The organism is Paraburkholderia sp. (genome assembly GCF_026225065.1).
Classification (GTDB): domain Bacteria; phylum Pseudomonadota; class Gammaproteobacteria; order Burkholderiales; family Burkholderiaceae; genus Paraburkholderia.
In genome coordinates, this window is the sequence record NZ_JAMFSB010000375.1 from 1 (window position 1) to 19,893 (window position 19,893).

The window sequence follows — 19,893 nt, forward strand, 5'->3', positions numbered from 1 at the left end:
GCCGTGAGAAAACCGATGAACTGATCGCAGAATATCCCGATCGCAAGCTGGTGCCGACTTATACGCTCGAAGAGTTCGTCGAGTCGCTGGAAAAGCCGCGCCGCATTCTGATGATGGTCAAGGCCGGCGCAGGCACCGACGAGACGATCGCCTCGCTCAAACCGCTGCTGGACAAGGGCGACATCCTGATCGACGGCGGCAACACGCATTTCACCGACACGATCCGCCGCAATCAGGAACTGGCCAAGGCCGGCCTGCATTTCATCGGCACGGGCGTCTCGGGCGGCGAAGAAGGCGCGCTGAAAGGCCCGTCGATCATGCCGGGCGGCCAGCGCGACGCGTACAACCTGGTTGCACCGATTCTCACGGAAATCGCCGCCAAGGCGCCGGACGGTGAGCCGTGCGTGGCGTACATGGGTCCGGACGGCGCGGGTCACTTCGTGAAAATGGTGCACAACGGCATCGAATACGGCGACATGCAACTGATCGCCGAAAGCTATGCGGTGTTGAAGCAGGTGGTGGGCCTTTCCAACAAGGAACTGGGCGACGTCTATACCGAGTGGAACAAGGGCGAGCTCGACAGCTACCTGATGGAAATCACCTCGAAGATCTTCAACAAGAAGGACGACGAGACGGGTAAGGATCTGGTGGACGTGATCCTGGACCGTGCCGCGCAAAAGGGCACCGGCAAGTGGACGAGCCAGAACGCGCTCGATCTCGGCGTGCCGCTGCCGCTGATCACCGAGTCGGTGTTTGCGCGCGTGCTGTCGTCGCTGAAAACCGAGCGTGTCGCCGCGAGCAAGGTCATCAAGGGACCGGACGCCAAGGCGTTCGACGGCGATCGTGCTGCTTTCATCGAGTCGGTGCGCCGCGCGCTCTACTTCAGCAAGGTGATCTCGTACGCGCAGGGTTTCGCGCAATTGCGGGCGGCCTCGGAAGAGTACAAATGGGATCTGGACTTCGGCACGATCGCGAAGATCTTCCGCGCGGGCTGTATCATCCGCGCCCGCTTCCTGCAGAAGATCACAGACGCGTATTCGAAGGACAAGGCGATCGCCAACCTGCTGCTCGACCCGTACTTCAACGACATCGCTTCGAACTATCAGGGAGCGTTGCGTGACGTGGTGATCGCCGCGGTGAAGGCGGGCGTGCCGGTGCCGACGTTTGCCTCGGCGGTGGCGTACTTCGATGCTTACCGTTCCGAGCGTCTGCCGGCCAACCTCGTGCAGGCGCAACGCGACTTCTTCGGCGCGCATACTTTTGAGCGCGTCGACAAGCCGGGCAGCTTCCACGCCAACTGGTCCTGATCGTTACTACGATGTAGGACTCCGGCGTCGCCGGATTTAGACATCTCTGCTGCGCCCACAGCCTGGGCGTCCCGTTAAGGGGCGGCCCGGGCTGTTTGCCAATCAACGACCCGGCAGATGCGGCACGCCTTCGTTGCTGGTCAGATTGAGTTGATGAATCTGCCGGTGTGCCTTGTTCAATTGCGCCTGTGCCGCGACGCGCTGCGCCTCCAGTTGCGCGACCTCCTTGCGCACCTGATGCATCCGCCCTGACACCGCCTGCTCCTGCACGGTATTGCGCTGCAAATCGCAACGCAGGCGTTCCGCCTGCGCTTCCGATTCCGCGATCATCCGTGCGAGCTGTTCATTCTGCGCGGCCAGTTGCGCGCGACGGGTCTCACCCTCGGACAGACGCGTAGCCTGCTCTTCGAAATGATGGAAGGCGGCCTCGGCGGCATCCAGGTCCGCGGCTTTCAGCGCGCGCCAGAGGGTGCCGTTCTGATACAACGCCACGTAGTAGGCCAGCTCTCGCGCATGGAACAACAGGCTCACCGAGTAGTCGAAACTCCGGAACACCCTGAAAGGCGTCAAGGCTTCTTCCTCGGCCAGCCATTCGATTTCCGCGCTGTCGGCCATTTGTACCGGCCGGCCGCTTGTCTGAGAAGGTACGACCGGAACTGGCCTTAAGGTCGTGACAGGCCGTGGCGGCTCGGCGGATGTCGAAGCGGCCGGGCTGGCCGAACTGCTGACGTCCGCCGCTGGTTCGTCGTCTGACGAGGCGGTGTTGTCGTGGGCCACCTGGACAAGGTGGGATGGGCCAGTGGCGAGCAATGCACTGCGTCGGTTCAGGAGACTTTTCACGGCAGGTCCTCAAAATGACTCGCCCGAAACCGCGAGGCGGCGCCGACGGTGCAGCATGCCGGGCTACCAGGCGGTGCGTGCGGTGAACGAAAGCGGAGGGGCGCAGCGGCCAGAAGCCGCCAACCCGCAGCAGTGCGAATCAGTGCAGCGTGCGCTGCCGGCGCGCGATATCGCCGAACAGCTCACTGCTGGGTTCGAGTGCGAGAAGCCACGACTCGTCGTAGCCGCTCAGGTTGTCGAGCGCTTCGCGCAGCCGCTCCAGCGCGACGGCAGGAAGCTCGACGCTGGCCTCGACGCCGCTCGACAGACGCGCAATGCTGGCCAGCTGAACCAGGGCGTCCGCCGCTTCGGCGACGTCCGCCGCGAACACAAGGTGAGTATTGAGCAGCTCAACCAAACCTGAGGATGTCGCAACATCTTCGACGTTTAACTGCACGGCCAGAAACGTGGCTTTGTTCATCCCCGAACTCCTCACGGACATTGCTTGGTGGCGAGCGGTTCGCCTGCTGTGCGTTGCGTCAGCAAGACCCAGTATAGGCGAGGCGGGGAGGGATTCAATGCTCACACGAATTGTGGCCCTTTCTGCACAACGTTCTGCAGCGTGGCCGGCAGGCTGCGCACCCTATAATGGTGCGAGCGGATTCTCACCTGAGGACCGTTTTATGTGCATTGCAGCATGCCGTGTGGCACACGGTCTGCGTGGGCTATCCGGTTGGCATATTCATCATGAAGATTATCCGCAGCAGGGCATTTACGGCTGAGCGTCCATGGGGCGCACTCGATATCGCCAACATGCGTGGCATCACTACGCGGTTGCACTGGACGGATCAGCCCTACAAATGGCACGTCAACGACGGCGAGGAAGTGTTCGCCGTTCTCGACGGCCGGGTTGAAATGCGTTACCGCGAAGCGGGCGAGGAGCGCTCGGCGATGCTGGAGACAGGCGATGTCTTCTATGCATCGGTCGGGACCGAACACGTTGCGCATCCGGTGGGCGAGGCGCGCATTCTCGTGGTCGAGTCCGAGGGTAGCGTTTGACGTTGGCGGGCCTCACGGTTGTCATGCCGACGCTTGAAGATTGATTGACTCACGTGCCGAGGATTATCAGATGACAGAAAAGTCGCAACGTGCAGCTACGCAGGTTTTGATTGCTGTTTCCATCGCGGCCGCGCTCAGCGGTTGCACGACGGTGCCATGGGGCGGAACATCCTACGACAATACTTCGGGGGGGTACCAGACCAACGGTGCACCAACCGGGGCGGTGGCCGCCGGCTACTATCGCGTCAATCCTGGCGACACGCTGCCGGCGATCGCTGCCGCTTATGGACAACGTCCGCAGGATCTGGCGCGCTGGAATGGCCTTCAGCCCAACGCCAGCGTGACGGTGGGCCAGGTGCTGCGCGTGTCGCCGCCGCCGGCGGCGCCGGGCAACCCTGCGCCGGGTGCCGGTGCAGTGGCGCAGCAGGGGCAACTGGTGTGGCCGCTGCGTGGACCGGTACTCAGACCGTTTATGCCCGGTAGCACCAAGGGCATCGTGATTGGCGGCAAGGTCGGCGATCCTGTCAAGGCGGCCGCCGCGGGGCGGGTCGTGTATGCGGGTACCGGTATCGAGGCGTATGGGCCGTTGATCATCATCAAGCACAGCGACTCGCTGATTACGGCTTACGGCCAGAACAGTACATTGCTGGTCAAGGAAGGCGATGCGGTCACGCAAGGGCAGACCATCGGCGAGGTGGGCGCGGATAGCCGGGGCGTCGGCTCGATCCAGTTCGAGGTGCGTCAGGACGGACACCCTGTCGATCCGTTGAACTGGTTGCCGAAGACGGGCGGTTAGCAGGTGGTCGCCAGGGGCACGGCGAGCGGAACGTCAACCATGTCGTGGTTCGTCCGCTTGCAATCCCGCTGCAATCCCGCCTTAAGCGCTGCTTGCAACGCTTCTGTTAGCCATGCGCTGGTTTTCGACCGGTTTTCAGCGCTTTCATAATTGAATACACTGGTCGATTATCATGCCGTCACCTTGGCCGGGCACGAGCCGAACTAGTCCAGGCCCCGGCGCTCTCACACAGGAATCCCAGATGATCGATTTGCGCAGCGATACCGTCACCCGTCCGAGTCAGGCCATGCTGGCGGCCATGATGTCCGCCGAAACAGGAGATGACGTTTGGGGCGACGACCCGACTGTGTTGCGTCTGCAGGCCACTGTGGCCGAGCGCGCCGGCAAGGAAGCGGGCCTGTTCTTTCCGAGCGGCACGCAGAGCAACCTGGCTGCACTGATGGCGCATTGTGCACGTGGGGATGAATACATCGTCGGTCAGGCGGCCCACACCTATAAATACGAAGGCGGCGGTGCAGCCGTGCTCGGCAGCATCCAGCCGCAGCCGATCGAGAATGCCGCAGACGGCTCGCTGCCGCTCGACAAGATCGTTGCCGCCATCAAACCCATCGACGATCACTTCGCCCGGACGCGGCTGTTGGCGCTGGAGAACACGATCGGCGGCAAGGTGCTGCTGGCGGGTTACGTGGCCGAAGCGGTGCAACTCGCGCGTGAGCACAAGCTGGCGACCCATCTCGACGGCGCGCGCGTCTTCAATGCGGCGGTCGCGTCGGGCAAGCCGCTGACGGCGCTGTGTGCGCCGTTCGATTCGGTTTCGATCTGCTTCTCGAAAGGGCTGGGCACGCCGGTGGGGTCGGTGCTGGTCGGCAGCAAGGCGCTGCTGGAGAGCGCTCACCGCTGGCGCAAGGTGCTCGGCGGCGGCATGCGCCAGGCGGGCATTCTGGCGGCGGCCTGTCTGTATGCGCTCGATCACAACGTCGAGCGTCTCGCCGAAGACCACGCGAACGCCGCGCATCTTGCCGCGGGTCTCGCGCAGATCGATCAGGTCAAGGTGCAGTCGCAGGCAACCAATATGGTGTTCGTGCAGTTTCCAAAGCAACATTGCGCGCCGCTCGAAGCGTGGCTGAAGGAGCGCGGCATCCTGACCCAGATGCTGTATGCGTCGCGTTTCGTCACGCATATGGACGTGTCGCGTGCCGATATCGATACCTTTGTGGCAGCGGTGAAGGGGTATTTCGCGGCGCATTGAAAGGCAGAACGGCGGCCGCTCGTTCGACAGCGACCGCCTATGCTGAAGACCTGCGCGGTCAACCGGGGCTGGGCTGCTGCGGTGCGTGGCAGGCTATCCAACGCTCCGCAACGCTGTGCCCTTACGCGGCCACCACAGCGTCACTTTGCTGACGTCTGCGCACCGCCCGCCGCACGATGCGACGGTGCGAACAACCGCAAACCACTTGCGATACTCGCCGCGCCGGCAAACACCGCACCCGCGGACAATGCCAGCGTCGGCCCATGGCGCCCGGCAATCCCAAAGCTCAGCGCCACCAGCGCGGCCCCTGTCGTCTGACCCAGCAGCCGCGCGGTAGCGATGATGCCGCTCGCGCCGCCGCTGCGTTCGGGCGGGGCGCTCGCCATCAACGCCTTCAGGTTCGGTGACTGGAAAAAGCCGAACCCCGCTCCACACACCGCCATCCGGATGCCGATATCGAGCACTTGCGGATGCGCCGGCAAAAGCGCAAGCGAGGCCATGCCCGCAGACAGCACCGCCAGCCCGATCGCGCCCAGCAGACCGGGGGGATAACGATCCGACAAGCGTCCGGCGAACGGCGCAGCCAGCGCAACGACCACCGGCCACGGCGTCATCAGGAAGCCGGTCTCGACCTGAGTGCGATGCAGCACGTCTTCGAAGTAGAACGGTAGCGAGACGAATGCCAGCCCCTGAGCGGCGAACGAACAGATCGCGGTCACCGCCGATAGCGCGAACACCGGCAGCTTGAACAGATCGACGGGCAGCATCGGCGCCGGGTGGCCGGCTTCACGCTTCATCAACAGCAAACCAAACACGACGGCAACCGCCGCGGCACTCAGCACGTATAGTGCCGGCTCACGCTGCGCGGCCTCACCGAGCGCGAAGATCAGCGCGGCGAACGTAATGACGTTCAGGACGGCGGCGACCCGGTCGAAATTGTGGGTGCCGCGCGTGGTTTGGGGTAGGGCGGGCATCGCGAACACTAGCGCGCCGACGCCAAGCGGAATGTTGACGGCGAACAGCCACGGCCACGTGCCGAACGAGAGGATCAGCGAGGCCACCGTCGGCCCCACCGCGAACGATACGCCGACCACCAGCGCGTTTAATCCGAGCCCACGCCCGAGCCGATGGGGCGGGTAGAGATCGCGAATCAGCGCGGCGTTGACGCTCATGATGGCGCTGGCGCCCAGCCCCTGCAGCACCCGCGCCGCAGCGAGCAGCGGCAGCGTGCCCGACAGTGAGCAGGCCAGCGACGCGAGGGTGAACACGGCGATCCCGCTGAGATAGATCCGCCGATGTCCGACGATATCGCCGAGCGCCGCGAGCGGCAGCAGGGTCGCGACTACCGCGAGCTGGTAGGCATTGATGATCCAGACCGACGCCGCGGGCGCCGCGTGCAGGTCGGCGGCGATGGCCGGCAGCGCAGTATTGGCGATCGCCGTATCGAGCGTGGCGAGCGCGACGGCCAGCATGAGCGCCGCCATCGCACGGCGGTTGCTGGCGGACATCGGCGCGTCGCCAGGCGGCGCGTAGTCGGGGGGAAGCGGTCTGTTCACGGACGAGGGACAAGCTGTTCGGGTGGCGAGCGTTCCGGCGCGAGGCGAGGAAACGCTCGCCTTGCGGAACCGATGCAACCGCGCAGATCAAAGGGGGCGCGCGGGCGCTTGACGATGCGCCGACACGCTGCGGATGAACAGATTGTTACAGAGCCGGCAAAATCCTGCTGGCGGCTATGCAGGGCGGCGCTTTTTACTGAACGTGAGCCGGGCAGAAAAACGCAACTAACGGTCAGACCCGGTAGCCGCCCACAAACACGGGTGCCTGTGACTTTCACAGGCACGGGTCCAGATGGCAGAGAAGGGCGACACAACGAATGAGCGCTAGACGGTACTCTTTGATCGCGCCGTGGCCGACGCTGATAACGCGGGGATCGCTCAATGTCACTTCTTTTTATCGGTCGGGACCGATCTTAAGTCTATCTTTTTTACCCAGCGTATTGTTTGCAAAAAAATAAAAGGGGTAATGATGACGCTCATTTGTCTCATATTATTAGATTCAAATTTACCAATACTGCCCTGTTCCGCGGCTGAAACAAGTCGAGAGAATTCTTCAAATCTTGTCTTCAAAACATCATTCATCTTTTTATCTCCACCGAACGAATTGGAATTTTTTTTACCCATTCCCCATGAAATGTCGCCATCCTCTGCCTTTCCGGATTTAACGCCAATTTCCATTAGCTGATTGACGAACTCTGGAGCAAAAACTTCCAAAATAAAAGTATAATCATTTGCCCTATTTTTTAAATATTTTTCTGAATAGCCTCGATAGCTTGCCCATCCCTGATGCCCGTCTATTTTTAAGCGCGTATCGGTAAGGTATTTTTTAAGACGTAGTTCGACAGGTAGGTCGGAAATTGCCTTCCATCCTTCTGCCTCACTTTCCAGCATGGCTCTATAGAAATATTTCTGTTCCCGCATGTTGGTGTCGAAGATCTCACGATTTTTGTCAGGCCCTTCTGTTGGATATTGGTAATACCGAACTCCGTTGCCGCTTTCTTCAAACTCAAAACATGGGACCAATGGCGCGTGCCTTGCTTCGTAAGGTTGTTTTTTCGTTGAACTGGCTTCTGTCATCACAATTAACCTCCCAGAGATACGTCGATGCAATGTTGTTGGGAAGGTAACGTCTGAGATAAGGCCGTTATTCCACAGGCGGAGCCCGGCTGCCGGCAGGCGGGGGGAAACCCCGGCGGCTGGGATGGGAGGCGGACGGCGCGTGGTGGAAAACGATATGGCGCCGTGACTTGTCCAGCGGCCGGCCGCTCTGTTTCTCAAGCGAAGGACGCAAGCAGAATCGACAGCTTACGAATATGCGTCTTGAATGCCTCGGTCGTGTCTCGCTCATGTCCCGAGCTCAAATGCGGCGCTTCGGCGAGCTCAACCTGCTGCTGGAATTCGTCGGCGATCTTGCGCCGCATCTCCGGAGGAAGCGCACGAATCAGCGAGACCAACAGCAGTTCCTGGGCGTGGAACATTCCGAGCATGGATTGTGCGTTCATCTCGACCTCCGTTGTAGCAGGATGAAGAGAGCGGGCGCACCGTATGCCTGCGCTGGCCATGTCGTCGTGGACCTGCCTTCTTCTTCCTCCATACTAGTGCAGGCGGGCCTGTCGATTGAGGCGCGTTTGCACCGGATGTGTGCTTAACTTGCTCTTGCGCGGCTTCAGCAGTCGCAGCAGGCACGTTGCGTGCAGCACCGGTGGCCCGGTGTCCCGGTGACGGGATGACGGAAATGTCCTACTCTGCATATTTACCCGCCTGACCGGCACGCGCCTCCCGTCCGTCATCTGTGCGGTTTGCGTGTGCTGTGTCGCAGCACTTACCGGAGGCCTCAATGACAGCCGTGGATCTGGAGTTCGACCAGCTCAACAGTACTGTCGATGCGCTACGGCGCTCAATTTCAAACCGCATGATGTACGGCGTCGGGAAGGATGCCGTCACCGCGCGTCCTCATGACTGGCTGCACGCTGCCGCGCTGGCGGTGCGTGACCGGCTGGTCGCCCGCTGGATGAAGACCACGCGCCTGCAGTACGAGCAGGATGTGAAGCGCGTGTATTACCTGTCGATGGAATTCCTGATCGGCCGCACGTTCACCAATGCGCTGCTGGCACTCGGCATCTATGAGCCGATGCGCGAGGCACTCGCGGGCCTTGGGGTCGACATGGAAGCGTTGATTGAGATGGAGCCGGACGCCGCGCTCGGCAACGGCGGCCTTGGCCGTCTGGCGGCCTGCTTCCTCGATTCGATGGCGACGCTCGGCATCCCCGGCTTCGGCTACGGCATCCGCTACGAATACGGCATGTTCCGCCAGCAGATCGTCAACGGCGAGCAGGTGGAAGCGCCGGACTATTGGCTACGCGCCGGCAACCCGTGGGAGTTTCCGCGTTCCGAGATCCAGTATCTGGTTCACTTCGGCGGCCGCACGGTGCAGCGCGGCGACTACGTCGAGTGGATCGATACCCAGCATGTCAATGCGATGGCGTATGACACGGTCATCCCTGGTTACGCAACGAGTGCGACCAACACGCTGCGTCTGTGGTCCGCGCGGGCGTCGGAAGAGCTCGATCTGTCCGCGTTCAACCGTGGCGATTACCGCAGCGCCGTCGACGCGAAAACGATGTCGGAGAACGTCTCGCGCCTGCTGTACCCGGATGACTCCACACCGGCGGGCCGTGAACTGCGGTTGCGGCAAGAGTATTTCTTCGTGTCGGCGACGATGCAGGATCTGATTCGACGCTATCAGCGCACGCATAGCACCTTCGGCCGCTTCGCCGAAAAGGTGGCGGTGCATCTGAATGACACTCATCCGGTGCTGGCGATTCCCGAGTTGATGCGCCTGCTGATCGACGTGCACCACGTGCCATGGGATAAGGCGTGGGGGCAGATCCAGCAGATGTTCTCGTACACCAATCACACGCTGATGCCCGAAGCGCTGGAGACGTGGGATGTCGAGACGCTGGCGCGTCTATTGCCGCGCCATCTCGAAATCATCTTCGAAATCAACGCGCAGTTCCTCAAGCATGTGAGCGAACAGTCAGGACACGATGCCGAAATGATCCGGCGCATTTCGCTGGTGGACGAATATGGCCAGCGGCGCGTGCGGATGGCTTATCTCGCAATTGTGGCGAGCCAGAAGGTCAACGGCGTCTCGAAGCTGCACTCGCAACTGATGACGCGCGATATCTTCGCCGACTTCGCACGCATCTTCCCGGAACGCTTCACCAATGTGACCAACGGCATCACGCCGCGACGCTGGCTGGCGCAGGCGAGCCCGTCGTTGTCGGCGCTGATCGACGAGCAGATTGGCACCCACTGGCGCCGCGATCTGTTCGAACTCGAGAGGCTACGCGACCTGCGCAACGACAGCGCGTTTGTCGAGGCATTTCGCGAAGCAAAGCGGCAGAACAAGCTGCGCCTCGCGCATCACCTGGCCCACCATACGAAAATTTCGTTCGATCCGAACGCATTGTTCGATCTGCAGGTGAAGCGCATCCACGAATACAAGCGGCAGCTTCTGAACGTGCTGCATGTGATCGTGCGTTACAACCAGATCCGCGCGAATCCTGAGCTTGACTGGGTGCCACGCGTCGTGATGTTTGCGGGCAAGGCGGCCTCCGCCTACCGGATGGCGAAGACCATCATCAAGCTGATCGGCGATGTGAGCGAGAAGGTCAATCACGATCCTTTGATCGGCGATCGCCTGAAGGTGGTGTTCGTGCCGAACTATGGCGTGAGCGTCGCGGAACTGATCATTCCGGCTGCGGATCTGTCGGAGCAGATTTCGATGGCAGGTACTGAGGCTTCGGGTACCGGCAACATGAAGCTGGCGCTCAATGGTGCGCTGACGATAGGCACGATGGATGGCGCGAACATCGAGATCTGCGATGCGGTTGGGCGGGAGAATATCTTCATCTTCGGCAATACGGCCGATGAGGTGGACAGCCTGCGCGCCGCGGGTTATAGACCGCGTCAGCTATACGAAGAAAACCCCGAACTGCGCATGGCGCTCGACCAGATTCGCACGGGCTTTTTCTCGCCCGACGATCCGCTGCGCTTCTCGGACATCTTCCATACGCTGGTGGATTGGGGCGATCACTACATGGTGCTGGCGGACTTTGCGGCGTTTGCCGAGGCCCAGAAGGAGGTGGATGAACGCTTCCGCAATCCGCGCGCATGGACCGAAAGCGCGATCGAGAACGTGGCCGGCATGGGGCAGTTCTCGTCCGATCGCACGATTGGCGAGTATGCACGAGAGATCTGGCATGTGAAGCCGCTGGATATGTCTTGAGTAGCGCGCTAGCCACTTGGGTGCACGGAAGAGCATGCACCCAGGTGGCGAATGAGACGTTTGCGCTTTGTGCGCGTTTTTACGGCGCGAACGTCTCCGAAGTCTTCGCCGCGTGCAGCCCCAACTGCCCGTGCTGGAAATCAAGCAGCACGTCGACGTTCTGCATCGCCGTCAAACCCACCACGATCCGGTTCGCCCCCGGCTTCGTTTTGGCGACCGTGACCTGCGCGCTTTCATAGCGATGTCCCCACGAACCGACGCCAAGCCCTACGTCGTAGTTGCCTTGCGCGAGCACGTCATACTCATCGCCGTCCCCAGTCCAGTTAGGCGCCTTGTCGGTCTCTACGCGAATCATCTCGGTGCTGCCGGTCGAGAACACCACTGGCGCGCAGAAGCGCATCTTGTCGGCAATCTGCACACAACCCAACGGCCACTGAAGCGCGCCGGCTTGCGACGCCGTCATCGGCACCATCGTGAATTTCTGCGTGAGGCCCGTCGACGGGCTCAGGATCACAAAAGGTTTATCGAAATTCGCATGCACGAGATAGCGCTGACCTAGATTGCCCGGCAATGCGCGTAGCGGACTCGTGCAGCAGTCGTCGAACGGTTGTGCGGCGCCGGCGCCAAAGATGCCGGAGAACGCAAAGCCGAACTCGCCAGTGTAGCCATCCATCGCAAGGCAGTGCTTGTTGTTGCGCTGACAGCGCACATCATTGACGGTTTGCGCGCTCACTTCCACTGGTGTGGTGCCAATCACGCTAACAGGCAGCTTGACCGACGGTCCGGAAACCTGGGCGCCATTTGCAAACGTCATGGACGTTGTCGCGCCCGTGACCGGATAGTTCGTCCCCGGCAACACCTTCGAGAGCACGCGCACACCTTCGGTGCCGCTGTCGAAGGCCATATAGACGGCTTTGCCGTCGAGCTGGACCGGCATGCCGAGCCGCGCATGACCTTCATCGGCACGTTCGACATGCAATGGAATCAGCACGCCGTCGTTTCCACCGTTGATTAGCGTGGCTGCGGGGGCGGGAGGCGTAGGAACCGGAAAGGTGACGCCGCAGCCACTCAGCGAAACGACGGCGCCGGCAAGCGCCGCGGCTGCGAACGCAGTCAGGAGAGGGCCGCGAATGAAGCTCAGGGAATTTCGGGACAGCAGGGACATGGAGCACACTTTGCAAAAGAGCGTGTCCCAGACGGAGGCGGTGCATCGTAAACGGTGAGGCGAGCCGCAGTGACGAACGGTCGCGAGGGCCCGCCGCCTTACGGGCGGTGGAATCGGGCGCTTGCGGAGCCTGCGGGAGGGAACGCGGGATCAACAGAACCGCAGACTCTACCCGCCTCCCTATACCGAAATGAAGAAAAATGTAACAGCTTGATCCGGATCAACGACCCAGCGAAAAATCACGTGGTTGGCGGATCACGCTTTCCACCGCGCGACCGAGGATGGCCCGGTCCAGCGCGCCGGCTAGTGCGCCGATCACTTCATCAAGGGTGCGTGAGATGACTTCGACGCGAAATGTGATGCGCTCGTTGCGTTTGTCGATGGTCACGACATAGAGCCGTAGATTCTTGCCGAGCGCGGCTTGCAACGCCCGCCTGCCGGTTGTCGAAGAGGTGCCGGGTACCGTCACATCGAGGGTGACGAGGGGTACACGGACAGGTGCGGAGGGTACAGAAGAAGCAGGTGAGCGCAAACCTCGCGGGACGACCGTAGCAGGCGTGGCGGTGGACTGTAACATCGTGGGGCGCCGCCACGGAGGTCGGCGGCGTGTTGTGGAGACGAGTCCACTTTAGCCGCGCGAGTCTCAAGCGAGTGCAAAAGCTCGCCGTGTTCAGGTTAATTTTGTGTTAACGGGGAAGCGCCGGTGCAAACGGCGAGCGTCGGCGCTTTTGCCAATGCTTCTTCTGCCGCTTCTACCATCGCTATTGCCACCTGAGTCCGCCGGGTCAATCTTTCGGCGCCTGGGCCGGCGCCGGCCCTGCGGCCATCGTCTCGCGAACGGTCTGCGCGACCCGTTCGACAAACTCGAGATCGACGCTCGAGAGCGCCTCGCGCTCACCGCTGCTGGTCTGGACCATCAGGCGATGCGTGACGTCCTGGGTGATCCACGTGAGCCAGCCCACCACGACCAGCATGATCCCGCAGACGATGCCGACAGACGAGCGGAACACGCCGCCGGCAATCGCGCCGATCAGGCCGATCACCGAGATCGCAATGGGCAGGATCTTGTTCTTTTGTACGGTAACGACGCGCACGCTCTGAATCTCGCGCAGCGGGAAAACCTGCCCGGCGGAGGAGAGTGCATTGCGCGTGACCGAGACGCCACGGTCGTTGAAGGGGATTTCCATCAGGTTGAATGCAAGCGGTAGCAAAGGGCGCAGGGTACCAGAAGCGGGGCGCGAGCAGGAAGGGGCGGCGTGACGCAGAGGGTTTCTTAAACGTATAAACGCCCGAACGAAGTGCCCATGACAGGCTCTTTCGCTCAGGCGTTTGCTGTTCACACGGCACGTCCCGGCAGCGTGCTGCCGCCTGGGACGCAGATTCCGCTTAGAACTTGACGCGGATGCCCGCGCGAACTGCCAGCTGCGAGTCCGTGCCGGAAACCGGCAGGTAGCTGCTCGTGCTCACGCCGATCTGCGATTGCAGGGCGGCGCCGTTTGCGGCCTTGCCCTTGGCGTCCTGATATACGCCGAGCAGGTACACGTCGGTGCGCTTGCTCAGTGCGTAGTCGACGCTGGCGTCGATCTGGTTCCAGTGACCATTGGTCAGATCTTTCGCCTGCATGTACGTGTAGCCCAACGAGCCCGTCAATGCCGGCGTGATCGCGTACTTGGCGCCCGCTTCATACGCATTGAACATCGTCATGTGGCCGACGATCTGCTCGATGTTCGTGTGCGTCCACAATGCCCACAGCGTGGCCGGTCCGATCGAGTACTTGGCGCCGACGCCAGCCGTAGCCAGGTCCTTCGCCACACCTGTCGCACCCGTAACCGACGATGCATTGGCGAGCGTCGTCGAGAACGACGGTGCTGCCGAGCCCGGGAAGCGGATGTCGGTGTACGCTGCGCCGATACCGAACGGGCCGTTGTTGTAGTTCAGGCCGAAGCTGTATGCCGACGACGAACCGCTCGAGCCCGGTGAACCTTCAAACGCGCCAGCCTGGTTTGAGAAGCCGTACATCGCACCGAACGTCAGACCGTAGAAGTTCGCGCTGGTGAACTTGACCGAGTTGTTGATACGGCTCGACGTGAGCTGGTCGATATCGTTGATGTGGTAGCCGTAGTTGCCTGCAACGGTTTCGCCGCCGTTGGCATACGCGCCGCCCAGATAGTCGGTGGAGAACGAGTACTGACGGCCGAACGTGAGCGAGCCGACATTGTCCTGCGTCAAGCCGACGTAAGCCTGGCGGCCGAACAGCGCGCCGCCTTGACCCAGCGCGCCCGTGCCCGAGTTAAAGCCGTTTTCCAACAGGAAGATGGCCTTCAGACCACCGCCCAGATCTTCGGAGCCGCGCAGGCCCCAACGGCTGCCTTGAGAGACGCCGTCACCATATTGATACAGACTTTTGCCGCCAGTGCCTGCATGGTTCACGTAGGTGACACCTGCGTCGATCAAGCCGTACAGGGTCACGCTGCTTTGTGCGTGAGCGGCGCCAGCGAACGCTGCGAGGATCGCGGTGGCTAAAACTTTCTTGTTCAAGAGATTCTCCGGTTTAAATGGTGCAATCACGCGAGAAGCGAACGCGTGCCTCACTCTTTTGGCCGGTCACGCGATGGCGTGAAATGTAAGGGAGGGGGGTGAAAGGACTGTGACAGCCATGTAATATTTGAAATCGTCGTACAAATGCAACAATCGAATTTCAGAACTTGAAATAGTCGGGCGCTTGCGCGTCGTTTGTGCGTATACCCGGAGTACCTCCGCACAGGGCGGTGGCGAGGGCTGGTGACCCGCTGTGACTCTTCTGTTACCTGTCTGCGCGATTGGTAATAGTTAGGGAAACTAAATTATGCAAAGCGACGTAGGTAAGCAATGAAGCGGCGGTGGCATCGCTAACGCCACCGCTCTCACCGCTCAGTTCGACACGGTCAGTTCGACACGGTCAGTTTGACAACAACGATCCCGAGCGAAACGCCTTGGCCCCTGCGATGCGGGCGAATTCCAGGCCGGCGGTCGCAAAGCGCGACAGATGCCGCGCGTACAGAACACCGGACACGCTGCTCTTGAGCGTCACGATGCGATCGGTCAGCGGGTCGACAATATCGGCAATCTCATGGCCGGCGTCGACCCAGGTGCCGACTTCGGTGCGGTACACCAGCACGCCGCTGATCGGCGCGACGATCGGTTCAGCGCCGGCGAGCGGCGTAGCGGCGAACTCGAGCGCAGGCATCGGCGCTGCTGTGCCGTCAATCACGCCGCGATGCGTCAGATATTCGATGATCGCCTGCGCGTCGTGCTCAGCGAACTCATACGAAACGTTGCGCTGGCCGCGCAGTTCGATCGTCACCGACACCGAGCCGTTCGGGATCGGGAAACGGTCGCCGTAGCGGCCACGAAGATCTGACCAGCAGAAGCTGTGGATTTCGTCGAACGGATTGCCGACCGAATTCAGCGCCAGCAGCGACGCCTTGGCTTCCAGGTAGCGCGCAAGCGGCTCGACTTCCGTCCACAGGTCCGGATTGGTGTAGATGTGCATCGCCGCTTCCCAATCGCAGTGCAGGTCGAGCACGACGTCGGCGTCGTACGACAGCTTCTGCAGCGCGAGGCGATGCGATTGCAGTTCCGTGTCCGGCTTGATTGCGTCGAGCGCCTCGCCCGTCGCGGTGCGGATCGCCTGGCGGTTGTGCTCGACGTCGTCGGTCAGGCGCGCTTCGATCACCGGCAGGACGAGGGCCGCCAGATCATGGAAATTGCGGTTGAAGTTCTGAGCGGTGCTGCCTTCGAAGCGGCCCACGTGATGGCCGAGAAAGTGCTGATTCAGACCGATCGGATTGGCCACCGGCACGATCACGACCTCGCCTTTGATCTTGTCGGCGGCCTCGAGCGCTTCGAGCTTGCGGCGCAGGGCCCAGGACACCAGCATGCCGGGCAGTTCGTCGGCGTGCAGCGAAGACTGGAGATAGATTTTTTGCCCGCCGCCGGGACCGTAGTGAAAACTCGTCAGGTTGCGTGCGGTGCCGAGTGTCGGGGAAATCAGCGGATGGGTTAGCGTTTGCATGGTCTCTGAAGCGCGGCGACCTCGCGGGGAGTCGCGCTATGTCGTTGATTTCAGTTTGGAAAATCGAATTTTGTAGCGGCTTGCAGCGCGCCCGGGCAGGGCCCGCGCCGCGAAGCGGGATCGCTCGATCTTAGCCGATATGCGGGCGCAATGTTGAGTAGTCCACAAGCGCGAGCGGTGATTGCACGCCGCTCCAAACGAAACGGGCCCCGCCTGGAGCGGAGCCCGTTGAGCCACTTCGCCGTGGCGCGGCAAGCCGCGCTAGTTGCGATCAGCTGCCGTACACGTCGAACGTGAAGTACTTGTTCTCGAGCTTCTTGTACGTGCCGTCCTTGATGATGTCGGCAATCGCCTTGTCGACCTTGGCCTTCAGGTCGGTGTCTTCCTTGCGCATGCCGATGCCCGCGCCATTACCGAGGACCTTCTCGTCGATGATGTCTTTGCCGGCAAACTCATAACCTGCGCCGCGCGGGGTCTTCAGGAAGCCGATGTCTGCTTCAACCGCGTCTTGCAGCGATGCGTCCAGACGGCCCGACAACAGGTCGGTGTAGACCTGATCCTGGTTCTGGTACGAGATCACCTTGGCGCCCTTCGGCTCCCAGTAGGTCTTCGCGTACGTTTCCTGAATCGTGCCTTGCTCGACGCCGACCGACTTGCCCGCCAGCGATGCCGGCGTCGGCTGCAGACCCGTGCCCTTCTTGGTGACGAGGCGCGTCGGCGTGTTGAACAGTTTCGACGAGAAGGCGACTTGTTCAGCACGTTGCGGCGTCATCGACATGGACGACAGTACGCCGTCGAACTTCTTCGCCTTCAGCGCCGGGATCATACCGTCGAAGTCGTTTTCAACCCACACGCACTTTGCATTCAGACGCTTGCAGATTTCATTGCCGAGGTCGATGTCGAAACCGACGAGCTTGCCGTCCGAACCCTTCGATTCGAACGGGGGATAGCTGGCGTCAACACCGAAACGGATGGTGGTCCAGTCTTTCGCATGTGCGCCAATCGAGACGGTGGCAAGCAAAGCAACCGTCAAAGCCGCTAGCAGTTTTTTCACTGTTTTACTCCTCGGTGGTAGTTCGTGTTACTCCCGCGGACGGTTGTGCCGCCGCGAGATAGTGCCCGGCGCGACTCACGACCGGGCAGGTTGAACGGCTGCGGGCCCATGCGGCCAGCAGCGCGGGCAAAGCTTATCAGGTCAAAAAGTTTACGTACTCAGTAAAACACCGGATGGCGTCTTGACAGGGCGAGAGGAGTTTGCGTGTGGTATGCGGTTAAATCAAGCGGTCTAACCGCGGCGCCTTCGACTGGCCGCCAGGCATACCTGAATGAAGCGTGTCTCATGCGTGGTGCATGAGGCGGGCGAATTGCAGATGCCGAATTCCAACGATTTTGTAATTAAATCAAGGACATTCGGGCTGTGAACAGATTGGTTAAGCGGGTGTCTGGTATGCGCTGATATCGCTCATGCAAGCTTTCTCGCCACCGCTTGCCTGGCAGCAACACTACGAGTGGGCCGGGTCTGCACGTACGGCCTGTGCAGCTGAAAGACGCAAATACATGACGCAAATGAGCAAGTTTGCATGTGCGCACTCAGCAAGCCGCGTACGCGACGATCGCGCTGCGCGTGCCGTGGCTCAGCGCCTGCAACGCCTCGCGCAGCGCGCTTCGAAATAGTGGCTCGTCGGCAAGGCTAGCTGGAAATATTTCCCGTACCGGCAGCAGCGCATCGAGCAGGGCCTCGCGCTTGCCTCGCGCGGATGCCGCCAACTCCTGCAGCCTTGCTGCGAGCGGGTCCTTGATTTCAAAGTGCGTGCCGTTGTCAGCGTGGCCGCGCAGGAATGTCATCCATGCGGCAATGGCCAGTGCGAGCCGGGCGAACGGTTTTCCGGCGTCGATGCGCGCCGCGATCGTGCCGAGCAGGCGCGGCGGAATTTTCTGGCTGCCGTCCATCGCGATCTGCGCGCAGCGGTGTTTGAGCGCGGGGTTTGCATACCGTGCGAGCAGCGCGTCGCGATAGGCCCGCAGATCGAACGACGCGGGCACGCTTAACGTGGGCGCGATTTCATCGGTCATCATCGCGTGGATCAGATGCCGCAACTCCGGTTGGCCGACGGCGGCATCGATGGTGTCGAAGCCGGCCAGCATCGAGAGGTATGCAAGCGTCGAATGGGTGCCGTTCAGCATGCGCAGTTTCGCGAGTTCGAACGGCGTGACATCGTCCACCAGTTGCGCGCCCACGGCGTCCCATGCGGGACGTCCGGCGGGAAAACGATCTTCGATCACCCATTGCCGGAACGGCTCGCAGGGCACCGGCACGGCGTCGTGATAACCAAGTATGCGTGCCGCGGATTCGCGCTCGCTTTCGGTCGTGGCGGGGACGATGCGGTCGACCATCGTCGACGGAAACGCTACCGCGCTTTCGATCCAGTCGGCCAGTGACGGATCGAGCTGCCGCGCGAACGAACACACGACCTGTCGCAATGCCGCGCCGTTGTGAGCCAGGTTGTCGCACGACAGCACGGTGAACGGGTTCTCTCGGCGCATGCGCAATGCGGCGGTGAGAATGCCGGGCACGCTGCGCGGCGTGGACGGATTCGCCAGATCGTGCGTGATGAGCGCATCGTCGAGGTCCACATCGCCGCTCTTCGGATCACGGCAATAGCCCTTTTCAGTCACAGTCAGTGAGACGATGCGGACCAGCGGATCGGCCAGCCGGGCGAACAGCGCCGCATGGTCGTGCGGCATTGCCAACACTTCGAGCAGGGCACGCGCTACGGTCACTTTTTCGCCATCCGGTCCGCGTTCGACGACGCCGTAGAGACCTTGCTGAGCCATCAAGGCGTCGCGTTTGCTCACGTCCCCCTGCAACGTAACGCCGCAAATCCCCCAGTCGCCGCCGACGGCGAGCATCGCTTCTTCTGTGTATAGCGCCTGATGCGCGCGATGAAAGTTGCCGATCCCAAGATGCACGATACCCACTCGCGGCTCGCACCATGTCGTGGATAGCACGTGCGCGCCGAGCGCAGGCAGCGCTGCTCGAGTGAGATGACCGAGGCGAGCGGAGTTGGGCAAGGCGGACGATGTCATAAGGGTGAAATCCGGATGCTAAGCGACGAACAAACGCGAGGAGCAAAAGCGACGGTACCGCGGGCTTACTATGCAGGAATACAGGGAAAACCCGCAGTTTGACGCATTGATATACTTGTATGGTAGCATCGTTTTCAACCTGTTCTTCGTTCGCAAGGATGCCTTCATGAAGATCGTTCGCGCCGACGTCATCGTCACCTGTCCGGGGCGTAATTTCGTCACCCTGAAGATCGTCACGGATGAGGGCGTCCACGGCATCGGAGATGCGACGCTCAATGGACGCGAACTCGCGGTCGCGTCGTATCTGAAAGACCACGTGTGCCCAATGCTGATTGGACGCGACCCGGGCCGTATCGAAGACATCTGGCAGTACCTTTACAAAGGCGCGTACTGGCGTCGCGGTCCTGTGACGATGACCGCCATTGCCGCCGTCGACGTGGCCCTGTGGGACATCCTCGGCAAGGTGACCGGCATGCCGCTATACCGGTTGCTGGGTGGCGCGTCTCGCGA

Annotated in this window: 17 protein-coding genes and 1 pseudogene; 6 read left to right on the top strand and 12 right to left on the bottom strand. The window is 61.5% G+C overall.

The genetic code is table 11. The features are described 5' to 3' along the window. On the top strand, nt 1-1,307 hold a 1,307-nt coding region (gene gndA / locus M0954_RS26260; RefSeq protein WP_297356368.1), incomplete at its 5' end, for an NADP-dependent phosphogluconate dehydrogenase. A gap of 102 nt (nt 1,308-1,409) precedes the next feature. On the opposite strand, the gene M0954_RS26265 is transcribed toward gndA, so the two are convergent. Further along, nucleotides 1,410-2,147 carry a DUF2968 domain-containing protein gene (locus M0954_RS26265; RefSeq protein WP_367279536.1) on the bottom strand — a complete coding sequence of 246 codons (738 nt, stop codon included), beginning with the start codon at nt 2,145-2,147 and terminating at the stop codon, nt 1,410-1,412. Nucleotides 2,148-2,286: 139 nt separating this feature from the next. Then, the gene (locus M0954_RS26270) at nt 2,287-2,607 is read right to left on the bottom strand and encodes a hypothetical protein (protein WP_122158386.1); all 321 of its coding nucleotides are present in this window, start codon (nt 2,605-2,607) and stop codon (nt 2,287-2,289) included. A gap of 266 nt (nt 2,608-2,873) precedes the next feature. On the opposite strand from M0954_RS26270, the gene M0954_RS26275 reads away from it, so the two are divergent. From M0954_RS26275 to ltaE, 3 genes are all read left to right on the top strand, one after another. Beyond that, a complete protein-coding gene (locus M0954_RS26275; protein ID WP_122159545.1) occupies nt 2,874-3,185 on the top strand; it encodes a cupin domain-containing protein in 312 nt (103 codons plus the stop codon). A gap of 70 nt (nt 3,186-3,255) precedes the next feature. Next, on the top strand, nt 3,256-3,981 hold the full coding sequence (locus tag M0954_RS26280; RefSeq protein WP_122158387.1) for a peptidoglycan DD-metalloendopeptidase family protein: 726 nt from the start codon (nt 3,256-3,258) through the stop codon (nt 3,979-3,981). 241 nt (nt 3,982-4,222) lie between these two features. Continuing rightward, nucleotides 4,223-5,230: a low-specificity L-threonine aldolase gene (ltaE, locus tag M0954_RS26285; RefSeq protein ID WP_122158388.1), complete on the top strand. Its 1,008-nt coding sequence runs from the start codon at nt 4,223-4,225 to the stop codon at nt 5,228-5,230. Nucleotides 5,231-5,370: 140 nt separating this feature from the next. Here ltaE and M0954_RS26290 read toward each other — a convergent pair whose 3' ends face one another. The 3 genes from M0954_RS26290 to M0954_RS26300 form a co-directional block, all read right to left on the bottom strand. Beyond that, nucleotides 5,371-6,738 (bottom strand): MFS transporter, encoded by a 1,368-nt coding sequence (locus tag M0954_RS26290; protein ID WP_122158389.1) that lies wholly within the window; start codon nt 6,736-6,738, stop codon nt 5,371-5,373. A gap of 432 nt (nt 6,739-7,170) precedes the next feature. Continuing rightward, nucleotides 7,171-8,064 carry a hypothetical protein gene (locus M0954_RS26295; RefSeq protein WP_297356370.1) on the bottom strand — a complete coding sequence of 298 codons (894 nt, stop codon included), beginning with the start codon at nt 8,062-8,064 and terminating at the stop codon, nt 7,171-7,173. Continuing rightward, a complete protein-coding gene (locus M0954_RS26300; protein ID WP_122158390.1) occupies nt 8,061-8,288 on the bottom strand; it encodes a hypothetical protein in 228 nt (75 codons plus the stop codon). The genes M0954_RS26295 and M0954_RS26300 overlap by 4 nt, the downstream gene beginning before the upstream one ends. A gap of 335 nt (nt 8,289-8,623) precedes the next feature. On the opposite strand from M0954_RS26300, the gene M0954_RS26305 reads away from it, so the two are divergent. Further along, entirely contained in the window at nt 8,624-11,077 is a 2,454-nt protein-coding gene (locus M0954_RS26305; protein WP_122158391.1) for a glycogen/starch/alpha-glucan phosphorylase, read from the top strand. Between the two features lie 79 nt (nt 11,078-11,156). Here the strand turns inward: M0954_RS26305 and M0954_RS26310 are convergent, their stop codons facing one another. The 7 genes from M0954_RS26310 to M0954_RS26340 form a co-directional block, all read right to left on the bottom strand. Further along, complete coding sequence (locus tag M0954_RS26310; protein WP_122158392.1) at nt 11,157-12,242, bottom strand: hypothetical protein; 1,086 nt, start codon at nt 12,240-12,242, stop codon at nt 11,157-11,159. A gap of 220 nt (nt 12,243-12,462) precedes the next feature. Next, complete coding sequence (locus M0954_RS26315) at nt 12,463-12,819, bottom strand: hypothetical protein (RefSeq protein ID WP_297356372.1); 357 nt, start codon at nt 12,817-12,819, stop codon at nt 12,463-12,465. A 208-nt stretch (nt 12,820-13,027) separates the two neighbouring features. Beyond that, a complete protein-coding gene (locus M0954_RS26320; protein ID WP_297356374.1) occupies nt 13,028-13,429 on the bottom strand; it encodes a DUF6232 family protein in 402 nt (133 codons plus the stop codon). A 199-nt stretch (nt 13,430-13,628) separates the two neighbouring features. Continuing rightward, nucleotides 13,629-14,780, bottom strand: a complete 1,152-nt coding sequence (locus tag M0954_RS26325) for a porin (RefSeq protein WP_297356376.1) — start codon at nt 14,778-14,780, stop codon at nt 13,629-13,631. A 400-nt stretch (nt 14,781-15,180) separates the two neighbouring features. After that, nucleotides 15,181-16,296, bottom strand: coding sequence for a succinylglutamate desuccinylase/aspartoacylase family protein (locus tag M0954_RS26330; RefSeq protein WP_133893493.1), 1,116 nt, complete (start codon nt 16,294-16,296; stop codon nt 15,181-15,183). Nucleotides 16,297-16,567: 271 nt separating this feature from the next. Continuing rightward, nucleotides 16,568-17,350, bottom strand: coding sequence for an ABC transporter substrate-binding protein (locus M0954_RS26335; RefSeq protein ID WP_122158396.1), 783 nt, complete (start codon nt 17,348-17,350; stop codon nt 16,568-16,570). 536 nt (nt 17,351-17,886) lie between these two features. Continuing rightward, a complete protein-coding gene (locus tag M0954_RS26340) occupies nt 17,887-19,383 on the bottom strand; it encodes a mannitol dehydrogenase family protein (RefSeq protein WP_297356378.1) in 1,497 nt (498 codons plus the stop codon). Nucleotides 19,384-19,549: 166 nt separating this feature from the next. Between M0954_RS26340 and M0954_RS26345 the strand changes: the two are divergent. Beyond that, nucleotides 19,550-19,893 (top strand): annotated as a pseudogene (locus M0954_RS26345) (hypothetical protein); the annotation flags it as partial.